Consider the following 14,875-nt stretch of genomic DNA (forward strand, 5'->3'; position numbering starts at 1 on the left):
GGAGATGGCGTGTTCGACGGCACGTTGACCAAACAGGTGCTTGCCTTCGCCGCGTAAGCGACGCTCCCGCAAGAGCTGGCTGTGCCAGCCCTTGCGGGCAACGTCATGTGGCCAGTGCGAACCCGCGCCGCAAATCTTCGATCAACGCCTCCACATCCTCCAGCCCCACATGCAGGCGCACCACCGGGTTCAATCCACGGTCGGCGGCGCTCTGGCGATCCTGCGTGTCGGCCAGGGTCACCAGGCTTTCAAAACCGCCCCAGGAAGCGCCCAGCCCAAACAGTTGCAGGCCGTCGATAAACCGCTCGACGTAACCGGCGTCCGCGTTGTTGAGTTCAAACGACAGCAAACCGTTACTGCCGCTGAAATCCCGCTTCCACAGCGCATGGCCAGGGTGCTCGGGCAAAGCCGGATGAAACACCCGCTTGACCTGCGGCTGCGCCTGCAACCACCGGGCAATCGCCAGCGCCTGGCGCTCGTGCACCTCCAGCCGGGAAGCGAGTGTGCGTGCGCCCCGCAGGATCAGGTAGGCATCGTCAGCACTCACCGCATTGCCAAAGGTGTCGCTCATTTTCGCCAGGGCCGGCCATGCCGCTTCGCTGGTGCAGACGCTGCCCATCATCACGTCGCTGTGGCCCCCAAGGTACTTGGTCAAGGCCATGATCGAGATGTCGGCACCCAGCGCCAGCGGGCGGTACAGGTACGCCGAGCCCCAGGTGTTGTCCACCGCCAGCAGAATCCCGCGCGGTTTGCACAGTGCGGCTAGCGCGGGTAGGTCACACAGTTCATACAGCAGCGAACCGGGCACTTCCGCATAGACCATCTTGGTGTTGGCCTGCAACTGCGCCTCCAGACCGCTGCCGTCCGGGGTGAAGTAGCTGACTTCGATGCCGAATGGCTGGAGGAACTCCCGGGCCAGTTTGCGCACCGGCGAATAGACGGCGTCGGTGATCAGCACATGGTCGCCGGGCCGCAGGTAGGCCAGGAACGTCTGCGCCGCTGCAGCGAGCCCCGTGCCATACAACCGGGTGCGGTAGCCGCCTTCCAGTTCGGTGACCAGGTCTTCCAGTGCAAACGCCGTGGGATTCCCGCGAGCGCCGTAACTCAGGACCCGCTCACTGTCGCGCCGGGAGCGGGCGTCACGCATCTGGGCCAGGTTATCGAACAGCACGGTGCTCAGGCGGGTGATGGGTATATTCACCGCCCGACCACCATTGCCGCCTTCGGTACGCGCCGCGTGAATCAAGCGGGTACGCACGCGTGACACGGGCAACAACGGTTTGAGACTGGCGATTTCCGCTTCGCTCATCTGTGCCAACAGGCCAATTTCCCAGGCCAGGTACTGGCGGGCAGCGTCCTTGTTGCCACTGTGGCGGTCGTGGGTGAAGAACAGGAAGTCGATGCACTGGTTGTCCGGAGGCGTTTGCGCATCCTCGATCACCGGCAAACCGGCCGCCACCCACGCGGCATAGCCGCCGTCGAGCAAACGCACATCGTCGCCCAAGCCCATCGCAGCAAAAGCAGCCAGCGCCGGATCATCCGCCAGCAGCACTAACGGGCGCGCACCAGCGGTCAACCGTGAGCGGATCGACCAGCGCGAACCGGCAATCCGGCCCTTGCGATGGATCATGCTCGGGCGCAGGTCCACCAGGTCCACGGCGTCGTCCTTCAGCGCATCGGCCAGTGCCTGCACCGACATCACCGGCAGCGCTTCAAAGGGGACAGACCCCTTTACCTCCAGCGCCAATCCACTATGGATTCCATCCTCCAGTACATACGCCTCATGCCCCAGTTGGCGCAGCCAACTGGCAACAATCGGCGCACGCACACCGTCACTGTCCAACAGCACCACCCGCGCCTGACGCACGCCGATGTACAGGTCGGTGGACTGGATCAACTGCCCGCCCGGCGTGTGTTGCGCCCCCGGCAAACTGCCGGCGACAAATTCTTCGGCGGTGCGCACATCACACAGGAACAGGCTACGGGCCGGATCCGCCGCCCATTGCCGGACCTGCGCCGCCTTAACACTGACCACCCCTGCCCGCTCCGCCAGTTGCCGGGCAGCCTCGCGCTGTTGGCCCAGATCCGTCGAGACCTGATCGGCATAACGCCGGGTGCTGCCATGCTCCAGCTTGAAATCCGCCAGGTACCAACCCTGGGTACCGTTTTCCAGGGCATAAACCGGGTTCTTCACACCGAGGTTGATCAACGTCTGGGCGCCGATAATGCTGCGGGTACGCCCGGCGCAGTTGACCACGATCGGCGTGGTCTCATCCGGCACCAGGTCGTGCACGCGGTAGCCCAGCTCACCGTTGGGGCAGCAGATGGAACCAGGAATGGTCATCTTGCGGTATTCATCGAACGGCCTGCCGTCCAGCACCACCAGCGGCGCGCCCGTGGCTTGCCAGTCCGCCAATTGCTGCGCCGTGACATGGGGCGTATGGCTGGCCTCTTCCACCAACTCGCCAAAGGCTTTCGACGGCACATGCACCCCGGCAAACAGTTGCAGGCCGGCGGCCTGCCAACCGTCCGCGCCGCCTTCCAGCACATGCACATGGCGGTAGCCCAGCGCCTGCAAGCGCAGCGCCGTGCGCGCAGCCACATCGCCGCCGTCCTGGTCGTAAATCACCAGGCGCACCTGTGGGTTGGGCGCCAGGCGCTGCACCTCGAGTTCCAGGCGGCTATAGGGCAGGTTCACCCCGTGAAACAGGTGGGCCTCGCCGTACTGGCCGTGCTCGCGTACGTCGAACAGGGCGATTTCCTGGCCGTCGAACAGCCATTGTTGCAATTGCCCGGGTGTGATGGTCTGGCTCATGGAAGTCCCGCAAAAAAAGATGAGTTACTGCAAGGCCAACGAACGCTCGCCGGCGGCGACTTCACGTCCCTTGGCATAGGCCCGCTGGACCGCCGGGCGCGCCTTGATCCGCAAACGCCAGGCCTGGATGTTCGGGTAATCCGCCAGGTTCTGGCCTTGGCGCAGGGGCTGGATCCACGGGAAGATCGCGATGTCGGCCACCGAGTATTCCCCCGCCACATACGGCACCTCGGCCAGGCGTTGTTCCAGCACCCGATACAGGCGCGCGGCTTCGGCGTTGAGCAAATCCAGGGCGAAGGGAATCGGTTCCGGGGCCTTTTCCTTGAACAGCTGCAACTGGCTCAGGTACGGGGTGATATGCCCCACCTGCCAGAACAGCCACTCCTGGACCTTCTGGCGCTCGGCGGTGCCGGCGGGCGGCAGGAAGCGACCGGCCTTGTCGGCCAGGTAATTCAGGATCGCCCCGGATTCGAACAGGCTCAGGGGGACTTCAAGGCTGTGGTCGACAATCGCCGGAATCCGCCCATTGGCACTGATGCGCTGGAAACTTTCCTGCTTCTGCGCGCCTTCGCGGATGTTGACCGGAATCAGGCGGTACTCCGTCTCCAGCTCTTCCAGCAGGATGCCGACTTTCAGGCCATTGCCCGTAGGCCAGTAATACAGATCAATCATAAAAAAACCTGGATGAAGGCGGATCTAATTGTGGGAGCGGGCTTGCTCGCGAATGCAGTGTGTCAGCCAATGAATGCGTGTCTGACCCACCGCATTCGCGAGCAAGCCCGCTCCCACATTTGAGGTGTGTTGTGCTCAGGAATAGGCCCGGATTGAAGGCGCCATCTGCGAGGCGTTGTAGTTGAGGATCCGGCCGTCTGCTTCAACGCCATAACGGCCGTTGAGGGATTCCAGCGGCAAGCCGTACAGGTGGAAATGCAAGGTTGCCTGCGCACCCTCCACGCGAATGCCGTGCAGGTCTTCACCGAGAAACGAGATGGAGGTGCCCGGCTGCACGATGACTTCTTTCTCAAGAGTCAGGGTGGTGAAACCTGCATCCCGCCCTTCATCGCTGCGGCTATACACGTAGTTGATTTCCTGGCCTTCCACGGCACTGATGATCGCCCAGGTTTCGTGGTTGTGAGGAAGGGTACTTTTGCCCGGCAGCAGCGAGTTCAGGTACAGGGTCGGCGTGTCGCCGTCGTCGTTCAGGCGATAGCGGAACGCGGTACTGCCCTGCCCCGGCACTGGCGCGGGGAATTCGTTGAAGTTGAACAGGTCCCGGCGCTCGGCCAGGGTTTCCAGCAGCCCGACGATTTCCACCAGGGCCGCGCGGTCTACGCCACGCTGGTTGATGACGCGGATCTGCTGCAGGAAGTCTTCGATAACGGCGGCACGGTTTGCGGTACTCATGACGAGGTTCCTCTTGTTAGACAGACAGGGTGTAGCGGCTCAGGTTGGTCAACAGGTACGGATCGTTGGCGATCGGTGGTCGGCGGCCGGGATCGCCCATTGCATGACGCAGGAATTCCTGGGTGCGTTCACTGGTGGGGCGCTGGAAGATCTGCTCGGCGCTGCCGTGCTCGACGATCACACCGTTTTCGGTGAAATAGACGATGTCGCTGATCTCTTCGGCGAAGCGCATTTCGTGAGTCACCAGCACGCAGGTCATGCCCTCTTCGGTCAGCTCGCGAATCACCGTCAGCACTTCACCGACGGTTTCCGGGTCCAGGGCCGAGGTCACTTCATCGAACAGGATCAGTTCCGGGCGCATCGCCAATGCCCGGGCAATAGCCACTCGCTGCTGCTGGCCGCCGGACAACTGGCCGGGATAGGCATCGGCCTTGTGCTCCATGCGTACCTTGGCCAACAGTGCCCGCGCGTCCTTCTCGGCATCGGCGCGGTTACGGCCAAGCACCTTGCGCGGGGCGATCACCAGGTTTTCCAACACGGACAGATGCGGGAACAGGTTGTATTGCTGGAACACAAAGCCGACGCGCTTGCGCAACTCGATGCGCTGGGCTTCCTGGGTCAGCGTATCGACCCGGGTCTCGCCCACACGGAGGGTGCCGCGCTGGGGCTGCAACAGGCCGGTGATGCAACGCAGGATGGTCGACTTGCCCGAGCCCGACGGGCCGATGATCGACACTGCCTGGCCGCGATGCACGTCGAGGTCGATGCCCTTGAGCACCCGGTTGTCACCGAACGACAGCTGCAAATCCCGCAGGCTGACCAGGGGTTCAATAGAAGGCATAACGGCGCTCCAGGCGTTGGGTCAAACGGGAAATCGGGTAGCAGTAGGCAAAGAACAGCACCAGCAAACTCAGGTAGATCACCACGGTAAAGCCGGTCATGTTCACGGTGTTGCTGGCGATCTGCGCGGTGTCGATCACGTCGTGCACGCCCACCAGCGACGCCAGGGCGGTGCCCATGGTGACCACCGCGTAGAGGTTCATCCACGGCGGCAACATGCGCTTGAAGCACTGGGGCAGGATGATCGAGCGGAAGATCTGGCCACGGGTAAATGCCAGTGAGCGCGCCGCTTCCCACTGGGTGCTGGGGATCGAACCGATGGCGCCGCGAAAGATCTCCGCCACGTTGGCGCTGGCCGGCAAGGCCAGGCCGATGGTCACCTTGACCCAGTCCGGGAACGATACGTAAGAGCTGCCGATATGGATCTCGAACGGGAACACATAGGTAGTGAAATAGATCAGCACCAGCCACGGCGCGTTGCGGAAAATCTGTACCCAGATTCGTGCCGGCAAGCGCAGCAGGCGCAACGGCGACAGGGCCAACGCGCCCACCATCAGGCCCAGCAGCGAACCAAGACCAATCGCCACCAGGCTGATCAGGATGTTCTGGCCGAAACCAGTCACCAGCGCCGGCGACCATTGCAGCAACGCCGACAGCACCGGGAATGAATCAATGGCCATAGCCGGGCATCCTCAGGCGCGCTTCCAGCCAGCGCCCCACACAATTGACGGTAAAACTCAGCAAGCCGAAAAAGCTCAGGATCAGAATCATCAGTTCCAGCACGTTGTCGCTCTGGGTCCAGATCATGATCGAGGCGTAGGTGATATCGCCCACGGCGATGGCCGAGGCCACGGCAGTCATCTTCACCAGGTCGATCAGGTTGTTGATCAGCGACGGCAAGGCGAAGCGCAGGGCCAACGGCAATTGCACATTCCACAGCAACTGCCGGCTGCTGAAGGCCAGGGAGCTGGCGGCTTCCAGGGTCACGGAAGGTACCGCTTCGATGCCGGCGCGCAGGGCCTCAGCGTGGAACGCGCCCTTGTGCAGCGAGATCACGATCACCACCCAGGCAAACGGCGTCAGCGGGTTGGCCGCGCCGACGGCCTGGGTCAGCAGCATGTTCAACACCAGGAACGCGCAGTACAGCTGAACCAGGGTCGGCGTGTTGCGGGTCACTTCGATAAATACCCGCGCCGGTTTGGCCAGCCACGGATTGCCCGAAGTCAGCAGCGCCGCCAGGCTGATCCCCGCCAGCAGGCTGCCGACGAGGGTGAACAGACACAACAGCACGGTGGTCAGTGCGCCCTGCTCCAGGGTGCCGCGTTGATAGGCATCCAGAAGGAAGCTGTAGTTGAGGCCGATACCGGCGGCCCAGCGCACAAAAATCTCCAGCCAATGACTCATTCGGCGCCCCGCAGCTTGCCGCAGGCGGCGGCGATACGGCGGCCGGCTTCGGCCACGCTGTCGGTCGCCGTAGCGATGGACAGGCGAAACCACGGCGACAGGCCGTAGGCGCTGCCCGCTACACCGGCGACACCTTCCTCCAACAGGTACGCGACGACATCGCCGTCATCGTCCAGGCGCTGGCCGTCCGGGCGATAGCGACCAAGCAAACCGGCGCAACGCACAAACACGAAAAAACCGCCCTGGGGCTCGAGCACTTCCAGGCCGTCGACGGTGCCGAGGGCCATCATCAACAGGTCTCGGCGCAGTTGGTAAGCGGCCACCTGCCCGGCCAAGAAGCCCAGCCCGCCGGTGAAGGCGGCCAACGCGGCGGCCTGCCCAACGGAAGACGCACCGGAGGTGGATTGCGACTGCACCACCGCCATGGCATTGGTCAGCGTTTGCGGCCCGGCGCCGAAGCCGATGCGCCAGCCGGTCATGGCGTAGGTCTTGGACACGCCGCCCACCAGCAGGCAACGGTCCTGCAAATCCGGTGCGACGTTCAGCAGGCTCTGGGCCGGGCGGCCGTCGAAACGAATGTGTTCGTAGAGTTCATCCAGCAGCACCAGCACCTGGGGATGGCGACGCAGCACCTCGGCCAGCGCTTGCAGTTCAGCCTCGCTGTACACGGCGCCGCTCGGGTTGCCCGGGCCGTTAAGGATCAGCCAGCGGGTGCGCTGATTGATCTGCTGCTGCAGTTGGGCCGGCAGCAGCTTGCAGCCTTGCTCCAGCCCGCACTCGATAAACACCGGTTCGCCACCGTTGAACCGTACGCTGTCAGGGAAAGACGGCCAGTACGGCGTCGGCACCAGCACTTGATCGCCGTCGTCGAGGGTGGCGGCAAAAGCATTGAAGATGATCTGTTTCGCGCCGTTGGCGATCACGATATTCGGCAGCAAATAGTCGAGGTGGTTTTCGTCGGCCAGCTTGCGCTGCACCGCGACGCGCAAGGCTTTCACACCGGGTGTTGGCGTGTATTTGGTAGCGCCCGCAGCGATGGCGGCGCAGGCGGCTTGTTTGATGTGCTGCGGGGTGTCGAAGTCTGGCTCGCCGGTGGTCAGGTCCAGAATGTCGCGGCCCGCGTCACGCAGTTCGGTGGCGCGGGATTTGGCCGCGGCGTTGGCCGACAGCGACACCCGCTGTACCCGCTTGGACAGGCGAACCGTCATGGCTGCACCTCCAGGACTTTGCCGGGGTTGAGCAGGTTTTTCGGGTCGAGGGCGCGTTTGATGCGGCGCATCAGGTCCAGTTCCACCGGGCTTTTATAACGGCCCAGCATGCCGACCTTGCGCTGGCCAATCCCGTGTTCGGCGCTGATGGAGCCGCCGTGGGCATGGGCGCTGTCGTGTACCAGCAAGCTCAATGCCGCGTAGTTGCGCATATGCTCGTCCACCGTGGAACCCAGCGGATGGGCCACGTTGTAATGCAGGTTGCCGTCCCCCAGGTGCCCGAACGTGAAGTTGCGAACGCCGGGGAAATGCACCTGCAACAGCGCATCGGTATGGGCGACGAAGGCGACGATTTGCGAGATCGGCACCGAGATATCGTGCTTCATATTGCGCCCGGCACGTTTCTGCGCTTCGCTCATGTTCTCCCGCAGCAGCCACAGCGCTTCGCTCTGCGCCAGACTCTCGGCGATCAGTGCGTCGGCCAGCAGTGACTGTTCGAAGGCTTCACCGAGGACGTTTTCGAAGGCTTCGCGGGCGTGGGTTTCGCCGTGGTTATCCGAGAGTTCCAGCAAGGCGAACCAGGGTTGACTGGCCTTGAGGAACGGTTGCGGGCCTTCGGGAAACTGCTCGCGCAACAACGCCAGGCAATCGGCGCTGAGCAATTCGAATGCGGTGAGGTTTGCACCAAAACCGGCGCGGGCATGGGACAGGAACGCTACCGCCTGGGCCAATTCATCAAAGGCCAGCAGCGCGGTGGCCTGGGCCTTGGGCAGCGGGAACAGCTTCAGGGTCGCAGCAGTGATAATGCCCAGGGTGCCTTCACTGCCGATGTACAAATCCCGCAGGTCGTAGCCGGTGTTGTCCTTGCGCAGACCGCGCAGGCCATTCCAGATTTCGCCTTCGGCGGTGACTACTTCCAGGCCCAGGGTCAGCTCGCGGGTGTTGCCATAACGCAGCACCGCCGTGCCGCCGGCATTGGTCCCGAGGTTGCCGCCAAGGGTGCAACTGCCTTCGGCGCCGAGGCTCAGCGGGAACAGGCGACCGGCTTCACGGGCCACGTCCTGGATGTTTTGCAGGATGCAGCCGGCGTCGACGGTCAGGGTGTCGTTGTCGGTATCGATCACGCGCACCCGGTTCATACGGTCGAGCAACAGCAATACCGCGCGGCCGCTGGCGTCCGGCGTCGCGCCCGCCATCAGGCCGGTATTGCCGCCCTGGACCACGATGGGCGCTTCCAGGGCCACACACGCACGTACCACGGCGGCGACCTCCTCGGTATTGGCCGGGTGCACCACGGCGATCACCTGGCCGGTGTAGCGGCCCTGTTTGTCGGTGAGGTACTGGGGGGCGTCTTCACTGCGCTGCACATGGGCGGCGCCGAGCAATTGCTGCAGGGTGGCGAAGAGCGGTTCACTCATGGCTGTATTGCTCGTGCAGATCACGCAGGGCCTGCGACGGGGCCATGCCGGTGCGTTCGCCGAGGGCGATCAACCAGCCGCTGCGATGCCAGTCGCGCACGATGGCGTCGAGCTTGGCCTGGGTGTCGTGCTCGCCCTTTCGGATCCAGATCACGGATTTGGAGGGGATCAAATCCCCCGGCAACGGGATTTCGTAGCCGGACCATTCAGCGTCGTCCAGCAGCGCGTGCATGGTCGGGCTGACGTGCACCGCCGCCACGCAGCCATTGCCGCGCAACGACAGCAGGGATTCGGCCTGGCTGCGGAACGCCTTGATCTGCGCGCCATAGGTTTCCTGCAACGGCTTGATGAAGTTGCTGCCTTGGGACACGCACACCGGCTTGTCCTTGAGGTCGGCCCACTGGGTGATGCCGGCACCTTTGCGAATCAACGCTGCGCCGCCGACTTCTTCATAGGGCGTGGGCACGTAGTCGAGAATTTCGGCGCGCTCGTCGGTGTACTGCATGTTGGCGATCAGCACGTCGACCTTGCCTTGTTGCAGGAACTGCACGCGGTTGGGCGCCAGCACCGAGACGGTCTTGGTCTCTACACCCAGCGCCTGGCCCAGACCCTTGGCCAACTCGACGTTGTAGCCCAGGTGTTCGCCGGTCTTGGGGTCGAGGGTGCCAAACGGCGGACCGCTGAGGATCACGCCGACGCTGATGGCGTGGCGTTGCTGGATTTTGTCGAGGGTGGCGTCGGCGTGGGCCAGGCTGGCGCACAGTGCCAGGCCCAAGGCAGTCAGGGTTCTCAATGTCATGTGTCAGACGCCCTTGAACTGTTTCTGCAACTCCACCAGTGCCGGGGACGCCGGGGTGATGTGGTTGCGGGTCTGGGCGTCGATCAGCCAGCCGCTGCGGTGCAGTTCCTGGATGATCGGGTCGAGTCTGGCCTGGGTGTCGTTCTCGCCGCGGCGAGTCCAGATCACCGACGGCGCCGGGTTCAGCTCGGGGCTGATGGCGCGGTAGTCCTTCCATTCGGCGCTGTCGTTGATCAGCGGGTTGATCAGGGTGGAATCATGCACCGCCGCGACGCAGTTGTTGCCGCGCAGGGCCAGCAGGGATTCGGAGGAGCTCTTGAAGCCTTTGATCTGGGCGCCCAGTTCGGTCAGCGGCTTGACGTAGCTGCTGCCTTGGGAGGTGCACACCGGCTGGCCTTTGAGGTCTTCCCAGTGGGTGATCTTGCTGTCCTTGAGGACCGCTGCGGTGCCGCCGATCCTGTAGAACGGCGTCGGTACGAAACCGAGGATTTCGCCGCGCTCGGCGGTCCATTCCATATTGGCGATCAGCAAGTCAACCTTGCCCTGTTGCAGAAACTGCACGCGATTGGCCGGCAATACCGGCACCAGTTGCACTTCGGCACCCAACTGACGGCCCAGCTCGTTGGCCAGGTCGACGTTCAAGCCCTTGGGCTTTTGGGTGGTGGGATCGATGCCGCCAAACGGCCCGCCGGACAGCAGCACGCCGACCACCAGCACATGGCGTTGCTGAATCTTGTCCAGGGTCGCGTCGGCCTGCACCACCGCGCTGCCGCCCAGGGCGATCAACGCGCCCAGGACCACAGGCAACCTTCGTTTTACCGCCGCGCGCACAAAACCCATGGAACTCCCCTCATTAGCGATCGGCGTACCCCGACCTGATGTGGGGGCATGCTAGGGAGAGTGCCGGGGCAACGGAAATTCAAATATCTAATATCGTTATAACTTCCTGTATATGGACGACCTCATCTTTGGCCATATACTCGTAATCATTGGCTTCTGTAAAAATTCGACGCGACAACACATAAATATATGTAATGTTTATCTTCACGCCCCTGATATAAAAAATGCCTTGGAATGGCCATGTCGACCCTCGATCTCGAACTGCTCCGCACCTTTATCGCCGTGGTCGACCACCACAGCTTTGCTGAAGCCGGCATCCATCTGGCCCGCACGCAATCGTCCGTCACCCAGCATATGCAGCGCCTCGAACAGCAAGTAGGCGTCAGCCTGTTTGAAAAACGTGGTCGGCAAAAGCAGCTGACAGAACCTGGGATGCAGCTGTTGCGCCATGCACGGCAAATGCTGTCGTTGAATGACGATGCACTCAACTCCCTGCGGGAAAGCAGCCTCAGCGGTGTGTTGCGCATCGGCTCGCCCCACGACATCGCCGACACCATCCTGCCGCCGATCCTCAGCCACATCGCCCGCTCCGCACCGCGCCTGCGCCTGGAGATCGACGTGGGCCGCAGCCCGTTCCTGATGGACGACTTGCACCGGGGCAAGGTCGACATGGTGATTTCCACCCGCGCCGATGCCAACCTGGAAGGCTTTGCGCTGCGCACCTCGCCGGTGTGGTGGATTTGTTCGGCGCAATACCTTCACTCGCCGAGCGAACCGCTGCCGTTGATTCTGGTGGATGAGCCGAGCATCTATCGGCGCTATGCCCTGGAGGCACTGGAACGGGCGAACATTCCGTGGCGCCAGGCGTACCTGGCGTCGAACCTGATCGGGATCAAGGCGGCCACCCGCGCAGGGCTCGGCGTGACCCCACGGAGCATGGAAATGCTCGGGCCGGACATGCGGGTATTGGGGGAGAACGATGGGCTGCCGAGGATGCCGGAGGTGACGTATTACCTGTGGATCCGCCCGAACACGGCGAACCCGATTGCACGCAAGGCTTATGACTTGATCAGGGCCAGCCAGGGGCTGGCGCTGGGGTGACGGTTATTGCTGGGTCAATTGGGTCCACAACGCGGGTGCGCCGGCGGACTTGGCGATTGCCTCAAGGCGCGCCGCGTGTTCGGCCAGGTCCTGCTCGCTGGCGCGAATAATCGTGGTGGGCTGGCGATCCGCTGGCAGGCGACGGATTTCCGAAGGGCGATTGCCCGAGCCTTCTGCCGAGCCATTGCCGTCCGAAGCGTTACCGGCCAGGGACAGGCTGGTCTGGCCGCCGGTCATGGTCAGGTAGACGTCGGCGAGAATCTCGGAGTCGAGCAAGGCGCCGTGGAGTTCACGGCCGGAGTTGTCGACCCCATAGCGTTTGCACAAGGCATCGAGGCTGTTGCGCTGGCCCGGGTGACGCTCACGGGCCATCATCAAGGTGTCGAGGATCGAGCAGTGCTGGGTGATATCCGCCCGGTCGGTCGCGCCCATCAGGGCGAATTCGTTGTTGATGAAGCCAACGTCGAACGCCGCGTTATGGATGATCAACTGCGCGCCGTTGATGAACTCGAAGAACTCATCGGCCACTTCGGCAAACCGTGGCTTGCCCACCAGGAATTCGTTGGTGATGCCGTGGACGCCGATGGCGCCTTCGTCACTTTCGCGATCCGGTTGCAGGTAGACGTGGAAGTGCCGGCCGGTGAGGCGGCGGCCCATCAGTTCGACACAGCCGATTTCAATGATCCGGTGGCCGTCGGTCACCGGCATGCCGGTGGTTTCGGTATCGAGTACAACAGATCGGATGGCCATCAGGGTTCAGCTCTCAACGGTTTGGTACATTTCAAGGGGCGGGATCTTAACACGTGAACCGGCATCAGCTCTGCTTGTAGCCGCGCACGTCATCCACGCCGCGATTGGCCAACTGGTCGGCCCGCTCGTTGCCAGGATGGCCGATGTGCCCGCGCACCCATTTCCAGGTGATGTTGTGGCGGTTGCATTGTTCATCGAGCAACTGCCACAGGTCGGCGTTTTTCACTGGTTCCTTGGCAGCGGTTTTCCAGCCGCGCTTCTTCCAATTGACCATCCACTCGTTGATGCCCTTCATCACGTATTGGGAGTCGGTCACCAGCAACACGTCGCAACGACGCTTGAGCTCTTCCAGGCCGCGGATCGCCCCCATCAGTTCCATGCGGTTGTTGGTGGTGTTGGCTTCGCCGCCCCACAGTTCCTTCTCCACGCCCTTGCACACCAGCAAGGCGCCCCATCCGCCGGGGCCGGGGTTGCCCTTGCAGGCGCCATCGGTGAAGAGTTCTACGGTATCGGTCATTTCACTGTCCATTAAAGCGGGATCCATCAAAGCGGGTTGTCGATAATCGACCGACAAGGGCCCGAGGTCGAGAGACTCGACCTGAAATCAAAAAAGGTTTTTTACTGTTCGCTCTGCTTGCGATTGACCTTGGCCATGGGCATCGGCACGAGCTTGCCCATTGGTTCGCGGCGTACCTGGCGCACCGGGCGCAGGCCAACGACGATCTTGCGCGCCACCAACAGGTAGAAACCACCGCCGGACAATTGCCAGGCACCGGCCCTGCGTTCCCAGCCGGCCAGCCGGCCTTGCCACTTGGCAGACGCAAGCGGCGGACGATAGCACCCGAAGCGGCGTTTCTCCAGCGCAAAGCCCAGCAGGTTCAACCAATCGCCGACGCGTGACGGCGAGATGCAGCGCGCCTGGCGCAACCCGTCGTGGGCGAACACATGGCGCAAACCCCAACTGCTCCAGGGGTTGATGCCAATGATCAGCAAATGGCCACCTGGGCGCACACTGCTGGCGGCTTCGCGCAGCAAACCATGGGGCGACAGGCAGAAATCCAGGCCATGCTGCAACACCACCACGTCGGCCGCATGCTCGCTCAACGGCCAGGCCTGTTCCTCGCACACAATCTCGACACCCGGCAACGGCGCCCCCAGGCGCACATTGCGTTGTACCTGGGGCGCCGCCGGCGGGGTTTGTGCCGACGGGCCGTAATGCACCAGGTAGCCACCAAAGAACCGACCCAGCTCGTCTTCGAGCATGCGTCGTTCTTCATCCAGTAAAAATTGCCCGACAGGCCCGGACAGCCATTCACGGGCGGCACTGATCAGTGCCAGCCACTCGGGATCGGCCTGGGCGAACGCTTTATCAGTCATTGCATTCTCCAACTCGCCAAGAAGCTCTAAGATGCACCAATGTGTTCAGCTTGGCGAATCAAAGAATGATACAGATCAGTGCCCTGCCCGCTTTCACCGATAACTACATCTGGTTGTTACAGGATCAGCCGAACAAGCGCTGCGCGGTGGTCGATCCCGGTGATGCCGCGCCCGTGCTGGCCTGGCTCCAGCAGCATCCCGACTGGACCCTCAGCGACATCCTGGTGACTCACCATCACCACGATCATGTCGGTGGCGTGGAGCAACTGAAAAGTGTTTCAGGCGCCACGGTCTACGGCCCGGCGAACGAAAAAATCCCGGCGCGGGACGTCGCACTCCAGGACAACGACCGCATCAACGTGCTGGGCTGGGACTTCGAGGTGTTTGCCGTACCCGGGCACACCCTGGGCCATATCGCCTTTTATCACGAGGGCGTGCTGTTCTGCGGTGACACCCTCTTCGCCGCCGGTTGTGGCCGGCTGTTCGAAGGCACCCCACAGCAAATGCACACCTCACTGGAACGCCTCGCGGCCTTGCCGGCCAACACGCGGGTGTACTGCACCCACGAATACACACAAAGTAACCTGAAATTCGCCCAGGCTGTGGAACCGCATAACGCGGATATCGCCGAACGGGTGGAGAACGTGCGGCAACTGCGGGCGAACGGCCAGATAACATTGCCTTCGACTTTGGCCCTGGAAAAACTCACTAATCCTTTTCTGCGGACCTCTGAAACATCCGTTAAAGAAAAAGCGGACGAACGGAATGGCCGCGATAACCGGGCCGGGAGTGAGGTATTTGCTAGCTTGAGGTCGTGGAAAGATACGTTCTAAGCGCGCGGAATTTAGTACGTAATTTCTGAATGGTTGACCGCAACCCACGCGCTTTCTAGAATCGCCCGACATTTTTGCCCGGAACT

Annotated in this window: 15 protein-coding genes; 2 read left to right on the forward strand and 13 right to left on the reverse strand. The window is 62.6% G+C overall.

Going from position 1 to position 14,875, the window contains the following annotated elements; all coding sequences use genetic code 11:
- Window positions 1–103: 103 nt before the first annotated feature.
- The 10 genes from metC to LIY45_RS21790 form a co-directional block, all read right to left on the reverse strand.
- Window positions 104–2,815: a cystathionine beta-lyase gene (gene metC / locus LIY45_RS21745; RefSeq protein ID WP_226477558.1), complete on the reverse strand. Its 2,712-nt coding sequence runs from the start codon at window positions 2,813–2,815 to the stop codon at window positions 104–106.
- 24 nt (window positions 2,816–2,839) lie between these two features.
- Window positions 2,840–3,487, reverse strand: coding sequence for a glutathione binding-like protein (locus LIY45_RS21750; protein ID WP_226477559.1), 648 nt, complete (start codon window positions 3,485–3,487; stop codon window positions 2,840–2,842).
- 135 nt (window positions 3,488–3,622) lie between these two features.
- Window positions 3,623–4,219 (reverse strand): cysteine dioxygenase, encoded by a 597-nt coding sequence (locus tag LIY45_RS21755; protein WP_226477560.1) that lies wholly within the window; start codon window positions 4,217–4,219, stop codon window positions 3,623–3,625.
- Between the two features lie 16 nt (window positions 4,220–4,235).
- Complete coding sequence (locus tag LIY45_RS21760; RefSeq protein ID WP_226477561.1) at window positions 4,236–5,060, reverse strand: amino acid ABC transporter ATP-binding protein; 825 nt, start codon at window positions 5,058–5,060, stop codon at window positions 4,236–4,238.
- Window positions 5,047–5,739 carry an amino acid ABC transporter permease gene (locus LIY45_RS21765; RefSeq protein ID WP_063030764.1) on the reverse strand — a complete coding sequence of 231 codons (693 nt, stop codon included), beginning with the start codon at window positions 5,737–5,739 and terminating at the stop codon, window positions 5,047–5,049. The genes LIY45_RS21760 and LIY45_RS21765 overlap by 14 nt, the downstream gene beginning before the upstream one ends.
- Window positions 5,729–6,463 carry an amino acid ABC transporter permease gene (locus LIY45_RS21770; protein WP_226477562.1) on the reverse strand — a complete coding sequence of 245 codons (735 nt, stop codon included), beginning with the start codon at window positions 6,461–6,463 and terminating at the stop codon, window positions 5,729–5,731. Before LIY45_RS21770 ends, LIY45_RS21765 begins: the two co-directional genes overlap by 11 nt.
- On the reverse strand, window positions 6,460–7,671 hold the full coding sequence (locus tag LIY45_RS21775) for an aminotransferase class I/II-fold pyridoxal phosphate-dependent enzyme (protein WP_226477563.1): 1,212 nt from the start codon (window positions 7,669–7,671) through the stop codon (window positions 6,460–6,462). The genes LIY45_RS21770 and LIY45_RS21775 overlap by 4 nt, the downstream gene beginning before the upstream one ends.
- On the reverse strand, window positions 7,668–9,089 hold the full coding sequence (locus tag LIY45_RS21780; protein ID WP_226477564.1) for an FAD-binding oxidoreductase: 1,422 nt from the start codon (window positions 9,087–9,089) through the stop codon (window positions 7,668–7,670). The genes LIY45_RS21775 and LIY45_RS21780 overlap by 4 nt, the downstream gene beginning before the upstream one ends.
- Window positions 9,082–9,888, reverse strand: coding sequence for a transporter substrate-binding domain-containing protein (locus tag LIY45_RS21785; protein WP_226477565.1), 807 nt, complete (start codon window positions 9,886–9,888; stop codon window positions 9,082–9,084). The genes LIY45_RS21780 and LIY45_RS21785 overlap by 8 nt, the downstream gene beginning before the upstream one ends.
- A 3-nt stretch (window positions 9,889–9,891) precedes the next feature.
- Complete coding sequence (locus LIY45_RS21790; RefSeq protein ID WP_226477566.1) at window positions 9,892–10,728, reverse strand: transporter substrate-binding domain-containing protein; 837 nt, start codon at window positions 10,726–10,728, stop codon at window positions 9,892–9,894.
- A gap of 234 nt (window positions 10,729–10,962) precedes the next feature.
- Between LIY45_RS21790 and LIY45_RS21795 the strand changes: the two genes are divergently transcribed.
- The gene (locus LIY45_RS21795) at window positions 10,963–11,829 is read left to right on the forward strand and encodes a LysR substrate-binding domain-containing protein (protein WP_226477567.1); all 867 of its coding nucleotides are present in this window, start codon (window positions 10,963–10,965) and stop codon (window positions 11,827–11,829) included.
- A gap of 3 nt (window positions 11,830–11,832) precedes the next feature.
- Here the strand turns inward: LIY45_RS21795 and dnaQ are convergent, their stop codons facing one another.
- From dnaQ to LIY45_RS21810, 3 genes are all read right to left on the reverse strand, one after another.
- Window positions 11,833–12,573 carry a DNA polymerase III subunit epsilon gene (gene dnaQ, locus LIY45_RS21800; protein ID WP_226477582.1) on the reverse strand — a complete coding sequence of 247 codons (741 nt, stop codon included), beginning with the start codon at window positions 12,571–12,573 and terminating at the stop codon, window positions 11,833–11,835.
- Between the two features lie 70 nt (window positions 12,574–12,643).
- Window positions 12,644–13,096 carry a ribonuclease HI gene (gene rnhA, locus LIY45_RS21805; RefSeq protein ID WP_053255695.1) on the reverse strand — a complete coding sequence of 151 codons (453 nt, stop codon included), beginning with the start codon at window positions 13,094–13,096 and terminating at the stop codon, window positions 12,644–12,646.
- A 101-nt stretch (window positions 13,097–13,197) separates the two neighbouring features.
- A complete protein-coding gene (locus LIY45_RS21810) occupies window positions 13,198–13,956 on the reverse strand; it encodes a methyltransferase domain-containing protein (RefSeq protein WP_017477562.1) in 759 nt (252 codons plus the stop codon).
- A 65-nt stretch (window positions 13,957–14,021) separates the two neighbouring features.
- Here LIY45_RS21810 and gloB point away from each other — a divergent pair, with 65 nt between their 5' ends.
- Window positions 14,022–14,789, forward strand: a complete 768-nt coding sequence (gene gloB / locus LIY45_RS21815) for a hydroxyacylglutathione hydrolase (protein ID WP_226477568.1) — start codon at window positions 14,022–14,024, stop codon at window positions 14,787–14,789.
- Window positions 14,790–14,875: the final 86 nt, after the last annotated feature.

It is taken from the genome of Pseudomonas sp. MWU16-30323, assembly GCF_020515595.1.
Taxonomy (GTDB): Bacteria; Pseudomonadota; Gammaproteobacteria; order Pseudomonadales; family Pseudomonadaceae; genus Aquipseudomonas; species Aquipseudomonas yamanorum.

Coding starts and splice junctions, on each gene's coding strand:
- LIY45_RS21760 (WP_226477561.1), bottom strand. CDS start 5,060: ATGCCTTCTATTGAACCCCTGGTCAGCCTGCGGGATTTGCAGCTGTCG.
- LIY45_RS21790 (WP_226477566.1), bottom strand. CDS start 10,728: ATGGGTTTTGTGCGCGCGGCGGTAAAACGAAGGTTGCCTGTGGTCCTG.
- gloB (WP_226477568.1), top strand. CDS start 14,022: ATGATACAGATCAGTGCCCTGCCCGCTTTCACCGATAACTACATCTGG.
- LIY45_RS21810 (WP_017477562.1), bottom strand. CDS start 13,956: ATGACTGATAAAGCGTTCGCCCAGGCCGATCCCGAGTGGCTGGCACTG.
- LIY45_RS21785 (WP_226477565.1), bottom strand. CDS start 9,888: ATGACATTGAGAACCCTGACTGCCTTGGGCCTGGCACTGTGCGCCAGC.
- LIY45_RS21775 (WP_226477563.1), bottom strand. CDS start 7,671: ATGACGGTTCGCCTGTCCAAGCGGGTACAGCGGGTGTCGCTGTCGGCC.
- LIY45_RS21780 (WP_226477564.1), bottom strand. CDS start 9,089: ATGAGTGAACCGCTCTTCGCCACCCTGCAGCAATTGCTCGGCGCCGCC.
- LIY45_RS21750 (WP_226477559.1), bottom strand. CDS start 3,487: ATGATTGATCTGTATTACTGGCCTACGGGCAATGGCCTGAAAGTCGGC.
- rnhA (WP_053255695.1), bottom strand. CDS start 13,096: ATGACCGATACCGTAGAACTCTTCACCGATGGCGCCTGCAAGGGCAAC.
- metC (WP_226477558.1), bottom strand. CDS start 2,815: ATGAGCCAGACCATCACACCCGGGCAATTGCAACAATGGCTGTTCGAC.
- LIY45_RS21765 (WP_063030764.1), bottom strand. CDS start 5,739: ATGGCCATTGATTCATTCCCGGTGCTGTCGGCGTTGCTGCAATGGTCG.
- LIY45_RS21795 (WP_226477567.1), top strand. CDS start 10,963: ATGGCCATGTCGACCCTCGATCTCGAACTGCTCCGCACCTTTATCGCC.
- LIY45_RS21755 (WP_226477560.1), bottom strand. CDS start 4,219: ATGAGTACCGCAAACCGTGCCGCCGTTATCGAAGACTTCCTGCAGCAG.
- LIY45_RS21770 (WP_226477562.1), bottom strand. CDS start 6,463: ATGAGTCATTGGCTGGAGATTTTTGTGCGCTGGGCCGCCGGTATCGGC.